The sequence below is a fragment of the Phytoactinopolyspora alkaliphila genome, from assembly GCF_010550695.1.
In the GTDB taxonomy this organism is placed as follows: Bacteria; Actinomycetota; Actinomycetes; order Jiangellales; family Jiangellaceae; genus Phytoactinopolyspora; species Phytoactinopolyspora alkaliphila.
This window is the reverse complement of the sequence record NZ_JAAGOB010000002.1, coordinates 138,296-156,741: the sequence shown is the minus strand read 5'-3', so window position 1 is coordinate 156,741 and position 18,446 is coordinate 138,296. Positions and strand designations below refer to the sequence as shown.

General features: G+C 67.4%; 15 protein-coding genes. 13 read left to right on the top strand and 2 right to left on the bottom strand.

Features of this window, described 5'->3' with window-relative positions; all coding sequences use genetic code 11:
* Nucleotides 1-16: 16 nt before the first annotated feature.
* The 13 genes from G1H11_RS03700 to G1H11_RS03640 all read left to right on the top strand — a co-directional run bounded on the left by G1H11_RS03700 (nt 17) and on the right by G1H11_RS03640 (nt 16,081).
* Complete coding sequence (locus tag G1H11_RS03700; protein ID WP_163816203.1) at nt 17-1,603, top strand: GAF domain-containing sensor histidine kinase; 1,587 nt, start codon at nt 17-19, stop codon at nt 1,601-1,603.
* Nucleotides 1,604-1,632: 29 nt separating this feature from the next.
* Nucleotides 1,633-2,325 carry a response regulator transcription factor gene (locus tag G1H11_RS03695; protein WP_163816201.1) on the top strand — a complete coding sequence of 231 codons (693 nt, stop codon included), beginning with the start codon at nt 1,633-1,635 and terminating at the stop codon, nt 2,323-2,325.
* Between the two features lie 114 nt (nt 2,326-2,439).
* Nucleotides 2,440-2,892: a response regulator gene (locus tag G1H11_RS03690; RefSeq protein WP_163816199.1), complete on the top strand. Its 453-nt coding sequence runs from the start codon at nt 2,440-2,442 to the stop codon at nt 2,890-2,892.
* Between the two features lie 28 nt (nt 2,893-2,920).
* A complete protein-coding gene (locus G1H11_RS03685) occupies nt 2,921-3,322 on the top strand; it encodes a hypothetical protein (protein ID WP_163816197.1) in 402 nt (133 codons plus the stop codon).
* A gap of 10 nt (nt 3,323-3,332) precedes the next feature.
* Nucleotides 3,333-4,625: an alpha/beta fold hydrolase gene (locus G1H11_RS03680; protein WP_216843420.1), complete on the top strand. Its 1,293-nt coding sequence runs from the start codon at nt 3,333-3,335 to the stop codon at nt 4,623-4,625.
* 196 nt (nt 4,626-4,821) lie between these two features.
* Nucleotides 4,822-7,485 carry a M64 family metallopeptidase gene (locus G1H11_RS03675; RefSeq protein WP_163816195.1) on the top strand — a complete coding sequence of 888 codons (2,664 nt, stop codon included), beginning with the start codon at nt 4,822-4,824 and terminating at the stop codon, nt 7,483-7,485.
* Nucleotides 7,482-8,477 carry a permease gene (locus tag G1H11_RS03670; RefSeq protein ID WP_163816194.1) on the top strand — a complete coding sequence of 332 codons (996 nt, stop codon included), beginning with the start codon at nt 7,482-7,484 and terminating at the stop codon, nt 8,475-8,477. The genes G1H11_RS03675 and G1H11_RS03670 overlap by 4 nt, the downstream gene beginning before the upstream one ends.
* Nucleotides 8,465-9,205: a TIGR03943 family putative permease subunit gene (locus G1H11_RS03665; protein ID WP_163816192.1), complete on the top strand. Its 741-nt coding sequence runs from the start codon at nt 8,465-8,467 to the stop codon at nt 9,203-9,205. Before G1H11_RS03670 ends, G1H11_RS03665 begins: the two co-directional genes overlap by 13 nt.
* Before the next feature lie 35 nt (nt 9,206-9,240).
* Complete coding sequence (locus G1H11_RS03660; protein ID WP_163816190.1) at nt 9,241-9,705, top strand: hypothetical protein; 465 nt, start codon at nt 9,241-9,243, stop codon at nt 9,703-9,705.
* Between the two features lie 137 nt (nt 9,706-9,842).
* A complete protein-coding gene (locus G1H11_RS03655) occupies nt 9,843-10,280 on the top strand; it encodes a redoxin domain-containing protein (RefSeq protein ID WP_163816188.1) in 438 nt (145 codons plus the stop codon).
* A 231-nt stretch (nt 10,281-10,511) separates the two neighbouring features.
* On the top strand, nt 10,512-12,872 hold the full coding sequence (locus G1H11_RS03650) for a M6 family metalloprotease domain-containing protein (RefSeq protein WP_163816186.1): 2,361 nt from the start codon (nt 10,512-10,514) through the stop codon (nt 12,870-12,872).
* A gap of 93 nt (nt 12,873-12,965) precedes the next feature.
* A complete protein-coding gene (locus G1H11_RS03645; RefSeq protein ID WP_163816184.1) occupies nt 12,966-14,978 on the top strand; it encodes a CocE/NonD family hydrolase in 2,013 nt (670 codons plus the stop codon).
* A 161-nt stretch (nt 14,979-15,139) separates the two neighbouring features.
* Nucleotides 15,140-16,081 (top strand): hypothetical protein, encoded by a 942-nt coding sequence (locus G1H11_RS03640; RefSeq protein WP_163816182.1) that lies wholly within the window; start codon nt 15,140-15,142, stop codon nt 16,079-16,081.
* A 274-nt stretch (nt 16,082-16,355) separates the two neighbouring features.
* On the opposite strand, the gene G1H11_RS03635 is transcribed toward G1H11_RS03640, so the two are convergent.
* Both G1H11_RS03635 and G1H11_RS03630 read right to left on the bottom strand, forming a co-directional pair.
* A complete protein-coding gene (locus tag G1H11_RS03635; protein WP_163816180.1) occupies nt 16,356-17,633 on the bottom strand; it encodes a PucR family transcriptional regulator in 1,278 nt (425 codons plus the stop codon).
* A 97-nt stretch (nt 17,634-17,730) separates the two neighbouring features.
* Nucleotides 17,731-18,438 (bottom strand): GntR family transcriptional regulator, encoded by a 708-nt coding sequence (locus G1H11_RS03630; RefSeq protein WP_163816178.1) that lies wholly within the window; start codon nt 18,436-18,438, stop codon nt 17,731-17,733.
* Nucleotides 18,439-18,446 lie beyond the last annotated feature (8 nt).

Genomic DNA, 18,446 nt, shown 5'->3' with positions numbered 1-18,446 from the left:
CAGGGAGGTGAGTGGCATGAGCAGGATCCAGAGCGAACGAGCCAGGAGTCGTCGCGACGTGGTGCTGTGGATCGGATGGTTGGTGCTGGTCACGGTCACCGTGGCAGTTGCCGTCTGGGCGCTGCGCATTCTCCTGGACGTACCGGAGCGGATGATGCCGTACGCCTTGGGTGGTCTGCTCGCTCTACCCTTTGCCGGCGCCGCGTTGTTCTCCGCGCGGGGGCGCCGGCGTGCGGGAACCGTGTTCGCCCCGACACTCGTCGTCAGCGGTGTGCTGCTCATGGTGCTCGCGGTGTATCTGGTTGTGGTGGTCGGCTTGGGCGACGGTGTCGAGGGCGACGAGCACCGGATCCTGAGTTTGTCCATCGTGGCCGGCCTGATCTCTCTTCTGCTGACCGGGCCGGCCCGAACCCGGCTGGGGGAGCTGGCCGACGGGGTGGTCGGTGCCCGGCGTCGTCCTCCCAAGACCGTCCTCGAGACGTTCGGTACCCGGATGAGCCGGGCGGTGCCGATGGACGAGTTGCTGCTGCAGCTCACAGAGACGCTGCGATCGACCATGGGACCCGTTGGTGCGGAAGTCTGGACCGGTAGCGACGGCGTCCTGGAACGGACCGTCTCAGTGCCGGAGCAGCCGCGCACCCGGATCGCGCTGTCCGGCCCGGAGCTGACGGCGGTGAGTGCGGCTCGGGTGTCTGGCAATGCCTGGGCGGAGGTCTGGCTGCCACAGGTGCTGATCGGCCGGCCCGAGGGAACCGTGCTCCGGATCGCACCGATCACCCACCTCGGCCGGCTTCTCGGCCTGCTGACGAGCTCCCGGGCTGCGGACAGTCCGGGCTTCACCGACGAGGACGATCGCGTGCTGACCGAGTTGGCCAGACAGGTTGGCCTCGCTCTGCACAACGTCTCGCTGGACACAGCGCTGCAGGCGTCCCTGGAGGAACTGCGCCAGCGCAATGAGGAGCTGCAAGCCTCGCGTGCCCGTATCGTGTCCGCCGCCGATGCCTCCCGGCGCCAGATCGAGCGCGACATCCACGACGGCGCCCAGCAACGGCTCGTGGCCATCGCTGTGAAGATCGCACTCGCCCGCAGGCTGGTGGACGGCAGTGCGCCGCAACTCTCGGCGATGCTCGATGAATTGCGCGGCGATGCCCAGGACACATTGACCGAGCTCCGCGACCTAGCCCACGGCATCTATCCTCCGTTGCTGCGCGAGCACGGTCTCCCAGAGGCGTTGCGAAATGCGGCGAACCGGTCGACGGTCCCGGCGACGATCGAGAACGACCTTGAACGGCGGTTCGGCCCGCAACTCGAATCCGCTGTCTACTTCTGTTGTCTCGAAGCAATGCAGAACGCGGGTAAACACGCGGGCGAGGGCGCTCAACTGGTGATTCGTCTCGCCGACAAGGGAACGACTCTCCTCTTCGAGGTCGCCGACGACGGGCTGGGATTCGATCCGGTGGCCGCGAAGGACCGGGCCGGCTTCGTCAACATGCGCGACCGGGTCGGTGCGTTCGGTGGGCGTTTGGAGGTCGAAAGCTCGACGGGGAGCGGGACGGTCGTCCGGGGCCAGCTCCCGGTGCCCGCACCGGACGAATCCACGTGACCGGTGCCGTCGCGCTGTACGCTGCGGTCATGGCCGACACAGACGCGCCACCGGCGGGTACGGTGCGGGTGGTCGTCGCCGACGACGCGTTGCTGGTCCGGGAAGGCGTGCAACGTGTCCTCGAGCTGTACCCGGACCTCGAGGTTGTCGGCGTGGCCGCCGATCTCGACGGGCTGATGGCTGTCGTCCGCGCGCGGGAGCCCGACGTGGTGGTGACCGACATCCGGATGCCTCCGACACACAGCGACGAGGGGATCCGCGCGGCTACCAGGCTCCGCGAGACATCACCCGGCACCGGAGTGGTGGTGCTTTCCCAGTACGCGGCGCCGGGGTATGCGCTGGAGTTGCTGGCGGGCGGTTCCAAGCACCGTGCCTACCTTCTGAAGGAACGGGTGAGCCAGCCGGACCAGCTGGCCGGCGCTATCCGCGAGGTGGCTCGCGGTGGCAGCGTTGTGGACCCGGATGTCGTCGAGTTGCTCGTCGCCGGGGCGCGTCCGGCCGACAATCCGCTCAGCAGGCTCACCCCCCGCGAACGAGAGGTGCTGGAGCGAATAGCGCAGGGTAAGAGCAACGCCGGTGTCGCCGCCGATCTGGTGCTCACCGAGCGCGCCGTCGAAAAACACATCAACGCATTGTTCGCCAAACTCGGCTTGTCCAGCGAGCCGGAGACGCATCGCCGGGTCACCGCCGTCTTGATGTACCTGGCTTCCCTGCGCGGCTGACCATGGCCACATGCCATCTCTGGTGCGGTGATGTGGTGCCCTTGGTGCCAGCACCACCATGGGAGGGGTGCCCTCAGGGTGGATAACGGGCCGGATGCGGGGGATCCTGATGACATGGCCGGTACTCCCCAGCGATTCCCTGTCGAGTCGCGTACGTCGGCGGTGGACGTGCTGGTGGTGGACGATCAGGAGACCTTCCTGTCCGTCGCACGCGTCGTTGTCGGTGCCACGCGTGGTTTTCAGGTGGTCGGGGAGGCGAAGACCGGTGAGGATGCCGTGCGCCAAGCTGCGTCGTCGTGCCCGGGCCTCGTGCTCATGGACATCAACCTTCCAGGTATCTCCGGCATCGAGGCGACTCGGAGGCTGCTCGCTGCCTGTCCGGCGACCATCGTCGTGTTGATGTCCACGTATCCGGCATCGGACCTACCCCCGGACGCTCGTACCTGTGGCGCGGTTGCGTATGTGCACAAGGAGGACCTGACGCCGGACGTGCTCGAAGCGGTCATGACAGGAAACCAGCCTCCGGGTTGGTCACCCGGAGATGTCGGGGATCACCCTGAGGCGTAGCGCGTGTCCGGCACGTAACCTGGACGGTATGGGCACTCTGATTTCTATCGCCGTGGCCGTTCTCGGGGCCGGTATGGTGGCGGGCGCCATCCGAGAGGTGCGCACCAAAGGTGCCGCCGCGGCGTTCCAGCTGGCCGCGTTTGGCGCGTTGCTGATCGGCGCGTCGGCCACCGGGCTGGTGCGCTTCATGACCACGCTGGTATTCAACCCGCTGGCCTGGATCGGCGTCGGGTTCCTGTCGCTCGCGGGCGTGCTGTTCCTCGTCGGGCAGAAACTCGAGGGCCCGTCTGAGAAGCCGAGGAAGACCAAGCAGGTCGACGGCTCCGGCAAGCCCGCGGTCGAGCCCGCGCCCAAGCGCAAGAGCGCACAGAAGACCGACGACGATTTCGACGACATCGAGGCGATTCTGCGTAAGCACGGCATCGAGTAGTATCCGGCCCGTGATTCCTGCCCGGAACGACGGCACCCTCCGCATAGGCGGCCTGGCGCTGCGCGACCACTGGTTCGACGTCCCTCTCGACCACGGCGCGCCGGACGGTGAGACCATCCGGGTCTACGCGCGCGAGGTCGCCTCGGCGTCGTCGGTCGACGACGAGAACATGCCCTGGCTGGTGTTCTTCCAAGGCGGGCCGGGTGGCAAGAGCCCGCGTCCCACCGGCGCCACCGGGTGGATCGGCCGCGCCGTCGAGGACTTCCGGGTGCTCCTCCTCGACCAGCGCGGGACGGGGCGCTCCACGCCCATCACGGCTCGGACCATCCTCACCCGCGGCGGGGTGCCCGAGCAGGCGGCGTATCTCTCCCATTTCCGGGCTGACTCGATCGTCGCCGACGCCGAACTGATCCGGCGCACGCTCATGGGAGACCGGCCCTGGAGCATTCTCGGGCAATCCTTCGGTGGGTTCTGCTCACTCACGTACCTGTCCCTGGCCCCGGACCACCTCTCGGCCGCCTACATCACCGGGGGACTCGGGCCCATCCAGAACAGTGCCGACGACGTGTACCGCGTCACCTACGGGCACGTCCGGGAGAAGAACGCTGCTTTCCACGCCGCGTATCCGCAGGCCCGCGACACGCTCGAAGCGGTCGCTGATCTCTTGCGCAAAGGCGACGTCAGGCTCCCTGACGGATCCCCGTTGTCGGTGCAGCGGCTGCAGACCCTCGGCATGGCGTTCGGCTCCCGGATCGGCACGCCTCCGATCCACTACCTCTTCGAAGAGGCCTTCGCGGATGGACCGGGAGGACGCGAGCTGTCGGAGACTTTCCTGCACGGTGTTCAGGCTCAGGTGTCGTACGCTGGCCGCCCGCTTTTCGCCGTCCTGCACGAGCCCTGCTACGCGCAGGGAGCTGCTACTCGCTGGGCGGCTCACCGGCTCCGGCCGCCGGACTTCGACCCGGACGCGGCGCCGCTGCTGTTCACCGGCGAGATGATCTATCCCTGGATGTTCGAGGAAGACCCGGCGCTGACGCCGTTCGCTGAAGCGGCGGAGCTTCTCGCGGAACGCTCCGACTGGCCGGCGCTGTACGACGTCGGCCAGCTCCGCCGCAACGAGGTGCCGGTGGCAGCGGCGTTGTACACCGACGACATGTACGTCGACGCCGGTTTCTCCGAGGTGACGGCTCGGGAGGTGCGGGGCGCTCGCGTCTGGAAGACCAACGCCTATGAGCACGACGGCTTGCGTGAGACCGACAACGTGCTGGACCGCCTGATCCGGATGGTCCGCGGCGAGCTGTGACCGCTCCGCTCCTATCGGAGAGAGGGGAGCGTTCGACGTTGGACGGACGACGGGCGCCGAAGTTCCTTCAGATGACGGGTGATCGCCCGCCGGAACACCGGTAGCGTGCCTGATCACCATGTGTGGACCGGTCTGCCCGGGCAGGTGCCCGGCGCCGGTCGACGCGCCGGCGTCGTCGCTGTGAGGTGGTCTGCGGATGAAACGTGTGATTGCTGCCCTTGCCCCGCTCGCGTTAGGAGCGGGCTTCCTGGCCGTGCCCATGGCGGGCGTGCCGTCCGCCAACGAGGCGCTGCCACAGTGGCCCGAGGTGGGAAGTGCTCGGGTGGTACCGCTGCAGGAGACCGGACCAGCGGACGACCGGCTCAACCTGGTGATCCTGTGCGACGGGTACCAGTACGAGGAGATGGACCGGTGCCGGGAGGATGTCGACCGGAACCAGGCCATTCAGTGGAGCGTGGAACCGTTCCGGACCTACCGCAGCTACATCAACGTCTATCTGGTGGAGATGGTGTCGCCCGACTCCGGTGTGCGCCGTGACCCGGAAGAAGACGCTCCACCGGAGGTCAAGGACGCGAAGAACACACCGCTTCGGCTTTGGTACTCCGACGGTCTCACCAATCCGCTGGCCCGGGGTATCACCTATGGTCAGCCACTGCAAGGACCGTCGAACGGCAGTGCGTGCCCGGGTCACCCGACAGCAAGCACGAACCCGGAGTATCCCCTGGCACCGGGCATTCTCGGGGATCTCAGGTGTAACGGGAACCAGCAGCGGGCGATGTACCTGAACTCGTATGTGGCGCCGGCCCTCGGGCTCCCCTCGGGCAGCTTCCGGCCGACGGGCGGAGCCAACTCGGGTCCGCAGAACGTGCAGACGCTGGCCATCTCCAACACGTTCACCTACGGCGGTATCGGCGGCCGCGACGCGACCACGTCCGGTGGCAGCCCGCAGTCGCCCCTGATCTCCCTGCACGAGCTGGGCCACTCCCTGGGCACCATGCAGGACGAGTACCCGTACTCCAACCGCCCCGACCCCGGGCCTCCGCACGGCAACTTCGAGCCGAGCTCCTTCCACCACACCAGGATGACCTCCGAGGAGATGACGGAGTCCCAGGCCAAGTGGTGGCGCTGGCTGGGTGAGGAGAGCGAGTCCGGCGGGATCATCCGGGCCGCCGATCCTGACGGTTACGAGAGCGGGACCTACAACGGATCGAACGTGTGGCGTCCCAGCTCGCATTCGATGATGCGGTGGATCGGGTTCTACTTCGACCAGGTGGGCCGGGAGAACATGGTGGCTCGCATCACCGGCCAGCGCGATCGTGGAGAAATGGCCCTCGAGCACACGCCTGAGGGCGAGGTGCGCCGGGACAGTGTTCTGTGGGTCGAGACCATGCATCCCAAGTTCCACGAGCTGGACGTCACGTGGCGGGTCGGCGGACCCGACGGCGAGGTGCTGGACACCGGCAACAGCCGTAACCTGGACCTCGGCTCGCTGAACCTCGCGCCTGGCACCGTCGTGCACGTGGAGGTCCGTGACCCGGTCGGGCCGGATGGCCTGGACTGGGTGCGCAACCCGTCCGCCGGCAGCAGCGCCACAGACTCGGGCTACAACGGTCCCCGCTTCGTCCAGACCCGTGAATGGACGGTTGGCCGGCACAGGGTTGTCCCGGAGGCGGCTCCCGTGGAGATCACCGCCGCGTCTCTGACGACGCGGCCGGTGAGTGGCGACGAGGTCGTGTTCGTCGAGACGACGCACCCGGCCGACCGCGTTCTGGATGTGGCCTGGCACCTGGACGGCGAGGAGTTGCCGAACCCCGCCAACAGCCGCAACCTCGACCTTGGCGCTCTCGATCTGGACAGCGGCACCTACGAGCTGACGGCCACGGTGACCGACCCGGCGGCGCCGGACGCCGGATCGGACAGCGTGACCTGGACCGTGGACAACGTCGGCCCCACTGCCGAGCGGACCCTTTCCGAGCCCCTGACCACACTCGACGACGAGCACCCGGTCTATTTCGACGGCTGGGACATGTGGCTGGACCCACAGGACGACCGGACCGGGTACGACGAGGACCTGTACGTGGTCGGGGAGCTGCGTCTGAACGGCGACGGATGGTTCAACTACTTCGGGTTCCCGGAGGAGCCGATGCCGGAGTCGCCGTTCAAGTTCCGCCACTCGGGCACCGATGTGAAGGCGCTGACGTACGGCAATCTCGGCACCGGTGGCCTGTCGAAGGCCACGTTCGAGCAGTACTACGGCCCTGACGACCCGAACGGACCGTTCGTGCCCGGCTACGGCACGCACACGGTGGAGCACCGTGCCATCGACCCGGCCGGCAACATCGGTGACGCCGAGGAGTACCGGGCCACGGTGTTGCCCGGTGAGATGCCCGAGTGCACGCGGACCATCACCGGCAACCACAACGGCGCGTTACTGGTCACCAGCGGTGTCACCTGCCTGACCGATGCCCAGGTCCGCGGTACGGTGACAGTGCGTTCCGGAGGCTCGATCGTGGTGACGGACAGCGTGCTGACCGGCAACCTGGTGGCCGACCGTGCCGAGCAGGTACAGCTGTTCGGTTCGACGGTGAGCGGGCAGGTGCGGATCTCCGGGACGACGAGCGGGATCACCGCGGCCGGGAACACCTTCCGGGGCACGGTGGCGCTGACCGGCAATAACCAGGTGCCGCATCACGAATGGGCCGAGAGGTTCGCGCTCTACGGGTTCGAGTACGGCCCCGTTCTTGCCGGCAACACGTTCTCGGGACGTCTGACCTGCTCGGACAATAGCGCGCCGGTTCGGGATTTCGATGCTCCCAACGCCGTCGACGGGCACGCGGCAGGTGACTGCGCGGACCTGTGACCGATCTGACGGACTCTTTAATCCCGGAGCAACGCCGCCACCGGCCCGGCCAGTTCGCCCCCGAATTACTGGCGCTCGGGCTGGTGGCGGCGCTGATCCTGCGGCCCTACCTTGCTGGACTGTTCGACGACCCACGGGTGCAGACATGGTCCACGGTGTTCGTCTCCATCACCATTCAGGCGTTGCCGTTCCTGATCTTGGGGGTCACGGTGAGCGGGGCCGTGGCGGCCTTTGTCTCGCCGGCGATCATCACGAAGCTGATACCCGGGCGCTCGTCTGTGGCGGTGCCGTCGGCGAGCCTGGCGGGCGCGGTGTTCCCGGGCTGCGAATGCGGGTCGGTGCCGATCGCCGGCAGATTGACCGCCCAGGGTGCGGCACCGGCGGCGGCGCTGGCATTCATGCTGGCAGCGCCGGCGATCAACCCCGTGGTGCTGACGGCCACGGCGGTGGCGTTCCCGGGCAGGCCGGACATGGTGGTGGCCCGGTTCGTCGCGTCGTTCCTGACGGCCATGGCCGTGGGGCTGTTATGGGCACGCTTCGGGAAAGGCACGTGGATGCGGCTGCCTCGGCGCGTGGCCGCCGCGGGTGGCAATCGATGGGATGTGTTCGCCGGAACGGCCCGTCACGACTTCCTGCACGCGGGTGGCTGGCTGGTGGTGGGTGCCGGCGCTGCAGCCGCACTGCAGGTGTTCGTGCCCAGGTCGGTGCTGTCCACGGTGGCGACCACGGAGTGGCTGGCTGTTCTGGTGCTGGCGCTGCTGGCCGTCGTGCTGGCCATCTGCTCGGAGGCAGACGCGTTCGTGGCGGCCAGCCTGACCCAGTTCTCCCTGACCGCTCGGCTGGTGTTTCTCGTGGTGGGGCCGGTGGTGGACATCAAGCTGATCGCGTTGCAGGTGGGTGTTTTCGGCAAGGGATTCGCACTGCGGTTCGCGCCGCTAGCCTTCGTCGTCGCTGTGGTGAGCGCCCTGGTGATCGGCTGGTGGTTGCTGTGAAGGCGATGGACGAGCGGACCCAGGCCGTGCTGTTGCTCGCTCTCGCGGCGATCTCCATACGGCTGGGACTCTCCAGCGCCGCTCTGGCATACATCAAGCCTGGCCTTCAGCCGGCCCTACTCGTGGCGGGTATCGCTCTGGCCCTGCTGGGCGGGCACGGGTTGCTGCGTTCACTCCGATCTGGTCCTTCGCCCGGCGGTGACGGGGCGGACCACGACCATCGCCACGCGCCTGGCGTCGCCTGGCTCCTCATGGTGCCGCTGCTGGCACTCCTGTTGATCGCACCGCCCGCGCTGGGGTCCTTCGCCGTAGACCGGCAGGGCAGTGCTCCGCCCGCATCCGCCGGGGTCGGATTCCTGGAACTTCCCGCTCCCCGGGAAGGCGCCGTAGACCTCGCACTGCGTGAATACGTCTCCCGTGCCTTGTATGACCCCGGGAGATCGTTGGACGGCGTGCCGGTGCGACTCGTCGGTTTCGCCACGCCGGACGACGACGGTGGTTACCGGCTCTCCCGCTTCACGGTGAACTGCTGCGCGGCGGACGCCACCGCGTTCAGCGTCGAGGTGGTGGGCGATGCCGCCCGGCCCCCGGACACCTGGCTGGAGGTCACCGGGCGGTGGGAACAACGGCCCGGTCACGAGCCGGGGACGCTGAGCGACGAGCCCCCGGTGATTGTGGCCGAGCAGGTGAGCGTCATACCCGCGCCGGACGAGCCCTACGAGTATTGAGCATGACAGGAGTGCGGTTGCTCAGGACGTGGCCAGTGGGCAGCGACGTGGCATGGTGCCTCGTCGCTGCGGCCGCGGCATTGCTGATTGGTGGCTGTGCCGACGACTCAGCGGATACCCGGCACGCGACAGGGCACGCCGCCGGGGACGAGGCGACGGTGACGGTGCGGCTGGTGATTCCGGACGGCCATATCCGGGAGCCAGAAGCGTCGTGCTCCGGGGCCGGCGCGTACCGGTTCGCCCATCCGGAAGCCTCCTTCGCCATCGAGGACGGCACTGGCGCGCGCCGAGCAACAGGAACGTTGCCACACGGCACGGCGGAGAAGGCCGCGATGGTGGAGGCCGGCGAGAGTCGCCAGCCGACGGTCTGTGTGATGATGATCGAGGTTCCCGGCCTGGAGACGGTCGACGGCCACGTATTCATCCTGAGCGATCGCCGGCCGGTGCCGATACTCGCCAACCCCGATCTCGACGGCCCGGCGGAGGTGGTCTTGCCATGACCGGCCGGTGGCGGCGCGTCCCTCGGGTCGCGGTTCCGCTCCTCGTAGGCATGGGCATGGCCGTGGCGGGGTGTTCGTCTGCGTCGGAAGGCAGTGGTTCTGCCGGCGCTTTGCCCGGTCCGGTCCCTTCGGATGCGGTGTTTCGCGACCCGCCCGACGACGCTCCACGGGCGCCGTCCTTCGAACTCGAACTGCTGGACGGCACGCCGCTCGATGCCGGCGAGCAATGGTCGCAACGGCCGATGGTCCTGGTGTTCTTCGAGACGTGGTGCGAGCCGTGCCGGGATGCGCAGGCCGGCCTCAACGATCTGGCCCGCGACTACCAGGATGTGGTGCTCTTCGTCGGTATCGCGGGCCGGTCCGAGCCCGAGAACGTGCGGCAGTATGTGAGCGAGTATGACGTCGCATATCCCGTGGGAATCGACCAGGACGACAGCCGCTGGCTGAAGTACGCCGTGGCCGAACCGCCACTGGTCGCGCTGGTGAGCAAGGACGGTCGCCTGGTGCGGGGCTGGCCGGGCGGGATCGGCACGGCCGAGCTCCGTGAGCATATCGACCGGCTTGTCCTCGGCTGATCCCGGTGATGATCGGCACCACGCCGTTCACTCCGCCTGCCCAACGCGCCGGCGATCACGGCTGTGGCGAGTAATCCGCCGTCGATCACCGGCAGGGCTTCTCGACAGATGTCCTACGGGACGGGACGCAACTTCGTTCAGATGATCGGTGACGCTGTGTAGCGGTGCGCCCTAAGGTCCCAGACACCGATGCCTATAGCGACCGACGCGACGGCAGTCCTGGGAGGGCCCATGACGACGAACGGACAGGTGGCCGGCAAGGCGAGACCCATCGGATGGCTGCTTGGCTCAGGGGCCGTGGCAGGAGCGATGGTGCTTTCGATCATGGGTGGACTGGGCGCGGCCGCCCAGGATGTCCCTCTGGCGGACACGGGCGGCGGACCGATCGTCCCGGTGGACCCCCAGGACTGGGTGGATCAAGCGGATCTCACGTGGGACGACTACACGCCCGTGCGCCCGGCCGAATGGAATTCGGCGGAGACGAGCCAAGGTAGCGAGAGCCAGTACCGCACGGCCGTGATTCTGGTCGACTTCGAGGATCAGCCGCTGCTGATCACTCAGGACGCCGAGTCTCACCCGTTCGGAAACCCGCAGAGCGGCTGGGAGCCGGTGCCGGAGGAGGACGCCGCGCAGTGGTACTACGAGTACTACGCGGTGCCGAACGAGTTCAACGGCGGCCAGACCTTCCACGGATACTGGATGGAGGACAGCCACGGACGTATCGGTGTCGATGTCGAGGTGTTCGGCCCGTACACGCTTCCGGGCAAGCTGCACGAGTACGGGCTGGCCGGCTGGAACCGGCCAGTGGGCAATCAGCCGGACTCGCTGTGCCCGGCCGGAGACGAGTGCAACAAGAATCTCCGGGCCGACGCAAGCGCGCTGTGGCGGGCGGACACCGGGTGCGAGTCCAGCCTGTGCGAGTTCGACAACGGCTTCTACGTCACCGCTGGCCACGACGAATCTGCCACGTGGCAGGAATTCGGCGAGATGATGTTCCGCACGCCTGAGGACGTCCCGGCGTCGTTCGGCCCGCCTGGAGCCGAAGACGGCCCCGTGCTGAACAACGCCGGCAACCCGATCACGGCGTATGCCGGGACCCGTTACGTGCCCTGGACGTCGTGGCGCTCGGCGGCCAACCACTGGCCCAACGCCAGCGGCGGTACGTCCACCCAGGCCGAGAGCTCAGGCGGGAGCGTGTTCGCGCACGAGTTCAGTCACCTGCGTGGCCTTCCGGACAACTACAACAACCCATTCGACCCAAGCACCGGGCGCAACTACACCGGCTACTGGGAGATGATGAGCCGGGGTACGTTCAACGGCCCAGGTGGCACCCACAACCGGTGGCAGGTTCCCAACGCCGGCGGCTCGGGGCTCGGTCCGCACCACATGCTGCACTTCAAGACCAGCGGCAGCGGGCGATTGGGCGTCCTCGACGACGGCGAGCACATCGAACTGAACCGGAGCGACCTGGCGGCAGAGGGCATCGCGCGGCTGCCGCTGAAGGCCCGTTCGTCGATCCCTGATGGCGACCTGGTCGGCCTGACCGTCCACCTCGACGACGGTGGATTCACTCCTGGAGCGTGCGCCGAGCGAGTGGACGACCCCTTCTGGTGCACCCCGGTGGCGACCAACTGGCAGCGGTTCACCATGGAAGTGGTTGATCGCGTGGGCAACGACTCGTTCACCGCCGGCCACGGTGTCCTGCTCGCGCAGGCACGCAACAGCGGCACCCCGCGGGTGTGGCTGATCGACGCTAATCCGGAGGACATCGACCGGATCGACTTCTACCGGCCGGGGAACGACGACGAGCCCGGCGGCGAGCCCGTCGCGGTGTCGAAGGGAGATCCGCGCCAGCTCGACGACGCGACCTTCCACGCCGGCACGGGTTCCGACAGCGACTACGAGTACGTCGACGAGTACAACAACCTGCACTTCTACATCCTGGACACGTACCGGGACGCCGACGGGACACTGTTTTATGACGTCGCGGTGCGCAACACCGACGGTGCCGGTGGCTTCGATCGCTCGGTGGCTGCGGGCGAGGCGTCGTCGTACGCCGTGGGTGCGTCTACCGCGCTGATCACGGCGCCGTTCACCAACACCGGCGTGGCCGGCGAGGGCCTGTTCGCTTCCGACGTCTACCGACTCTCGTCGTCGGTGGCCGGTGACGGTTGGGAGGTGACTCTGCCGTACGAGGTGACCGCGGTGGAAGCCGGCGACAGTGTGTCCGTCCCGGTCTACGCGCGGGCCGGCGATGGTGCTACCGAGTCGGCGACGGTGACGATCACGGCCACCAGCGAGTCCGACCCGGACGCGACGGTGACTATCGAGCTGGAGTTGAGCAGCGCGGACCTGAAGGTCACCTTCGCCGGCTCGTCGGCCCTGCTGGACGCGTACCACGCGCACGGAGTTCTGAGCCGGTCGGAGTATCAGCGGCTCCAGGCGCAGCTGACGGTGGCCGAGCGGGCCAGCGGCAGAGGAGCGGCGCAGGCACTGGACCGGTTCGTCGCTTTGGCGCAGAACATTGACGGCAGCGGCCCGCGAACCCTGGCGAGTGCTGCCTTGATCTCACTCGCCGGCGACCTGAGGTGATCGACGACTGAAGTCCCCGGCCTGGAGGTGTGCGCGGCGGCTTCGTCGTCCGCGCCACCTCCGAGCCACTCACGACACGAGAACGGAGAGCCAGTGGGAACGTTCAGGCACGCATGGCGGCGCGCGGTGGTGGTGGTCGGGGCCGGAGTCCTCGCCGCCACGACCATTCCCGCGGCAGGACAAGCTCAGCCTGCCTCCGACCAGCCGGTCGACGAGTGGCCGGCCACCGACATCTTCACCGACACCCCGGACGTCGACCCCTCGGCGGAGCGGGATGCTCGCCGGCTGCTCGACGGCGACCAGTTCAAGACGACCACGGCCGCTGAGCCGGCCGGAATCGTGGTCGAGGACGGTGTGACGCAGCCCGCGTTCGACTACGCCGGCGCGGTCCGGGAAGCGATCGTCCTGCCGGGCGCCACGAGCAGCCAGGACACCGGCGAGCTGGACGAGATCTACGTCGACATCATCCGGCCTGCGGCAACGGAGGACGGCGTCAAGGTACCCACCATCGTCGTCGCCAGCCCGTACTATCACAGCAATGGGCGAGGGCGGCTCGGCGAACGCAAACCCGTGCCCGGCGGGCCGATCGATCAGTTCCCCCTGTATTACGACAACTTCTTCGTCCCGCGCGGTTACGCGGTGGCGCTGCTGGACCTAGCCGGCACCCGGGGCTCGACCGGTTGCCTGGACATCGGCGGGCCGGCCGAGATCGACAACACCGTCAAACTGATCGAGTGGCTGGCGGGCGACGGCGTCGCCTATGACCTCGACGGCAACGAGGTGGCTGCCGACTGGTCCAACGGGCTCTCCGGCATGGTGGGCAAGTCGTGGGACGGCACGGTGGCGAATGGCGTGGCCGCGCGCGGTGTGGATGGCCTGGCGACGATCGTGCCGATCGAGGGCATCTCCAGCTGGTATCACTGGTACTGGCACAACGGCGTCCACTTCCAGGGTCACACCGCGCTGAGCCTCGCGAATTCCATCCAGGGCTCGAACCAGCTGCCGCCGTTCTCGGAATGCTCCGATGTCCGATCCGAGCTCGCGCTCGGTGAGATCACCGCCGATCCGAATCACGAGTTCTGGGTGGAGCGGGACTTCATCAAGGACGCCGACAAGGTCAAGGCGAGCGTCTTCGTCGTCCACGGCACCAACGACTACAACGTCAAGCCGATCAACTACGGCGAGTGGTGGGACGCTCTGGCCGAGAACGATGTGCCGCGCAAGATCTGGCTCTCCCCGGTGGCGCACGAGAAGGCCTTCGACTTCCGTCGCGACGAATGGATGGTGACCATTCACCGCTGGTTCGACTACTGGCTGCACGGCATCGAGAACGGGATCATGGACGAGCCGGTGGCCGACATCGAACACGGCTTGGGAGACTGGGGCACCTTCGACACCTGGCCCGGCGGTTCCGAGACCCTCCTTCGGCTGGGGCAGCCGGAGAACGCCTCCGATCCCCGGCAGGGAGCGCTGAGCCTCGACCGCCGCAACCTGTCCCCGCGTACCCAAAGTTTCACCGAATCGCGGCGGGCTCTGAACACGGTGGTGCAGAACGGGTTCAGCGACGACTCGCGGCGCCTGGTGTTCATGACCGACGAGCTCACCGAGCCGGTTCGGATCAGCGGTGAGACGAAGATGTCTCTGCGCGCCACCATCGACGGACTCGACGCAGGTCTGTCCGCCTACGTGGTGGACTATGGCACCGCCGAGCGGACCAACTGGACCAACGGCGGCATCACCAACCTCTCCACGATCAGCTGCTTCGGGCAGGGAACCGAAGCCGACACCGGGTGCTACCCCGACGTCGAACGCGTGACCAGGACGCTGCCACATGAGGTCGTGGCGCGCGGCTGGGCGAGCGCCAGCTTCCTCACCGGGGAGAGCGGCTTCGACCCGGGTGAGTCGCACCGGCTGGAGTGGGACATCATGACCGACGACTACGTCTTCGAGGCCGGACACCGGATCGGGATCGTCATCGCTGGCGTGGACACCAACATCCAGTCCCGCTTCAACTTCGGCAGCGAGATCGACGTGCACCTCAACGGTAGCCACGTGCACCTGCCGGTGGTGGGCGGCGCGGCCGCGCTGCGGCGGGCCCTCGGGTAGCGAGAGCCCGTGTCGCTCGATTCGGAGGAGGTGGTCATCAGCGTGTAGATCACGCGGCACGGTGATCGCCGTGCGCGATGCGTACGCGGTCGTGAGGCGTCGGCTGACGCCTCACCCGGAACACATTCACCGTTATCTGTTCTCAAAACAAGGGGAGACACATGCGGTTTCAGCGTTTGATGGTGACCACGGCCGGTGTCGGCCTGGTCCTGGTTGGGGTGGCGGCGCCGTCGCAGGCGCAATTGACGACGTTCTGCGACGGCACGGCATCGGGCGTGACCATCCCGGGAGACCTGGTGGTGCGCGCGGACGCGTCGTGTGAGCTGAGCGACGTGGTGATTCAGGGCAACGCGACGGTACGGGCGGGTGGGAACCTGCTGCTGACCGATACCTCGGTGGCGGGGAACCTCGTGGTCCAAGCGGACGGGTTCGCCAGCGTAGTGGACAGCGCCGTCGCCGGTTCCACCCGGCTGAACGCGGCGTTCGGCGTGTACACGGAGAGTAGCGAGCTCACCGGAGCGGTCAATGCCAACGCGCCGGAGTTCTACTACAGCCTCGACTCCGTGCACGGCAACAACGTGACCTCGACCGAGGGTGAGACGTTCATCGAATCCGGATGGGTGGCGCGCAACGTCACCACCACCGGTGACCTGCTCACCGACGTCTACGACACGGTCGTGGAGCGTTCGCTGAGCGTCACGGACTCGGAATGGGGAAGCGTGGTCTGCGGCTCCGAGATCGACGGTGCAGCGACCTTCACCGGGAACGGGGACCTCGTTCAGATCGGCGCCGGACCGGTGTCCGGGTGTGAGTTCAACGTGTTCGGCGGCGATCTCGCCATCACCGGGTCCAGTGGAGACTCGTTCGTCACCGGAAACGTGATCCGTGGTGACCTCACCTGCTCCGACAACGACCCGGCTACCGTGGCCAGCGGCAACCGGGTACGCGGGAGCGAGGACTGCGGATCTGCGGCGATGACCACGTTCGGCCGGGGCGCGCAGATCGACGCCGACGCCCGCAAGGCGGAGGTGCTCGCCAAGATCGACGAGCGCGCCGACGCGAGTGAGCAAGCGGCCGAGGACGCCGGGCCTGCCTTCGAGTAGGGCGTGGGCGTGAAGGGTCGGGAAGTGCTCTGCGGGCCTCGCGTCGTGTGGCGGTGAAGCATGCCACACGAAGCTCGTAGGGTGCCCGCTGCCGCACTTCCCGACCCTTCACGCCGACCTCACCTCACGTCCCGGGGTCTGGGACGGTGCGAGGGGTGGCGGAGATCGCGGCAGCGGGCGTCTAAAGAGCAATCTGTGGCATGCTTCACCGCCACAGATTGCGGAGCCCGCAGAGCGATCTCCGCCACCCCTCGCCCGAACAGGGGAGTCAGGGTCAGCGGGAGAGGGCGACGCGTGGACCGGTGCGCTGGGCCGAGGAGTTGGGCTGGGCGTCCTCGCGCGCGAGTCGCGGTACGTACTGGCCTGTCATACGCGCCACCTTGAGAGCCAGATGGAGCGCGAGCCGTTCCACCCCGTTCTTCAAGTCGGTGTGAGCGAGCTGTTCCAGGCGCTGGAGACGATAGTAGAGCGACGTGCGGTGCAGGTTGAGCCGCTCAGCCGTGACTTGTGCGTTGCCCGCGACGTCGAGATAGGTCTCCAGCGTCTCCAGCAGTGGTAACGCGTCGGGCTCGGCCATGAGCCTTCCCAGGCCAGGATGGACGATCGGCACCTGTTCACCCAGCGCGGCGAGCTTCACCACGATCTGGTGAACCCCTAGCCCGGACCAGTAGATGACCTCACCGATGCCGGGGAGGAGCCGTGCTGCGTCGGCGGACATCCGTGCCTCGTGAAACGACTCGTTGGCTTGGTGGAGGCGGGTTCGGCGGCCGCCGACGCCGACCACCAGCGAGGCCGACGAGCCAGCGGCGGCAAGGGCGGTTCTGGTCAGTTGCGTGGCGAGCTCGACGCGTTCCCGCAGATACGGATCGTCGTCGTCGGCGCAGGAGAGCAGAAGTACGCAATGATCTTTGCGGACCAGGTCGAGCGCCTGCCCGCGCCGGACCAGGCGGCAGAAGTCGGCCACAGATTGGGTGAGAGGGTCCTCGATGTCGACGCTCTCGGAAGAATCCGCCGGAACTCCCTGAATGACGACGGCTGCTATGCCTTGCTCCGGTGCGATGTAGCCGGCTTCCTCCAGCGTCTCGGCTGCCTCGCCGGCCAGCGGCGAGTCGCTCAAGAGCGTGTGCATCGCGCCGGAAAGGCGCGCGTTCGAGAACAGGCTGGCAACGCTGTCTCGATGCAGCTGTCCTCCGAGCTCCGCTGCCTCCCTGAGGCAGAACTCGATATCCGCGGTGCTCATGGATCCGTCCTGGTCGACAAACCATAGATAGCCGAGGACCTTGTCCTTGTGCAGCACGGGAACGCATACTCGCGGCAGCATGTTGAGCTCGGGATTGGCCGGGAGCCGGAACGGACGCCGTGCGGTGCCGAGACCGAATTCGGTGAGCCAGCTCTTCACCTCGGCGGACGCGTGGCGGCGCAGGATCGAGTCTTCCCGGACGTGATCGATCGCTTGATCGTGCGAACTGTAGGCCACCAGACGCATGAAGCGATCCTCGAGCACCGCCGGACGGCGAACCCGCTCGGCGAGTGCGTCCAACAACTGCTGCATCGTGAGTTCCAAATACTCCTCCACAGGGAAAAGCTGCGCGCAGACTCACGGACAATAGCAGTATGACATATCACATGTTACAAATACAGACCGTCAATTATGCTGGCGAATTGCCATCAACGGCATGGTGCGCAAGGGCTTTGCCGGCCCACTCGTGGCGGACGTGCCCGATGTGAGTATGCATCAGCGTGCGCAGTGCATCTGCGTCGTTTCGGCCTAGATGGTCGCACATCGTCAGGTGCTCCCGCGCCGTGGTGTCCAGCAGGCCCCGCTCAGCGAGTCCGGACAACCCGTACAGGCGGGTGCGCGAGCGCAGCTCCGAGACGATGTCCACGAGCTGCCGGTTCCCACCGATGGTGAGCAACTGGCCGTGAAATGCGCGGTCGGCCTCGACATAGCTGATGAGATCGCCGCGGGCGGCGGATTCGACGATCTCCTGTGCTAATGGCCGCAGCCGCACGACGTCGGCGTCGGTGGCACGCCGTGCGGCAATCGAGGCCGCCGGCGGTTCAAGCAGTAGTCGGATCTCGGTGATCTGATCCAGATCGGCATCGGAGATACTGGTGACCTGGAAGCCCTTGTTCGGGACGGTCTCGATCAAGCCTTGCTTGGACAGGTCGAGCATCGCTTCTCGGACCGGCGTCGCCGATACCCCGAAGCGCGCGGCGAGCGCCGGGGCAGAGTAGACCTGCCCCGGCTTCATCTCGCCTGACACGACGGCCGCGCGTAGCGCATCCGCGACTTGCTCTCTCAGACTGGTCCGCTTGGCGAATGTCGGCAACTTGATCGAGCCCGTCCCACTCATGCACCAAG

Coding starts and splice junctions, on each gene's coding strand:
- G1H11_RS03700 (WP_163816203.1), top strand. CDS start 17: ATGAGCAGGATCCAGAGCGAACGAGCCAGGAGTCGTCGCGACGTGGTG.
- G1H11_RS03695 (WP_163816201.1), top strand. CDS start 1,633: ATGGCCGACACAGACGCGCCACCGGCGGGTACGGTGCGGGTGGTCGTC.
- G1H11_RS03690 (WP_163816199.1), top strand. CDS start 2,440: ATGGCCGGTACTCCCCAGCGATTCCCTGTCGAGTCGCGTACGTCGGCG.
- G1H11_RS03685 (WP_163816197.1), top strand. CDS start 2,921: ATGGGCACTCTGATTTCTATCGCCGTGGCCGTTCTCGGGGCCGGTATG.
- G1H11_RS03675 (WP_163816195.1), top strand. CDS start 4,822: ATGAAACGTGTGATTGCTGCCCTTGCCCCGCTCGCGTTAGGAGCGGGC.
- G1H11_RS03650 (WP_163816186.1), top strand. CDS start 10,512: ATGACGACGAACGGACAGGTGGCCGGCAAGGCGAGACCCATCGGATGG.
- G1H11_RS03640 (WP_163816182.1), top strand. CDS start 15,140: ATGCGGTTTCAGCGTTTGATGGTGACCACGGCCGGTGTCGGCCTGGTC.
- G1H11_RS03635 (WP_163816180.1), bottom strand. CDS start 17,633: ATGCAGCAGTTGTTGGACGCACTCGCCGAGCGGGTTCGCCGTCCGGCG.
- G1H11_RS03630 (WP_163816178.1), bottom strand. CDS start 18,438: ATGAGTGGGACGGGCTCGATCAAGTTGCCGACATTCGCCAAGCGGACC.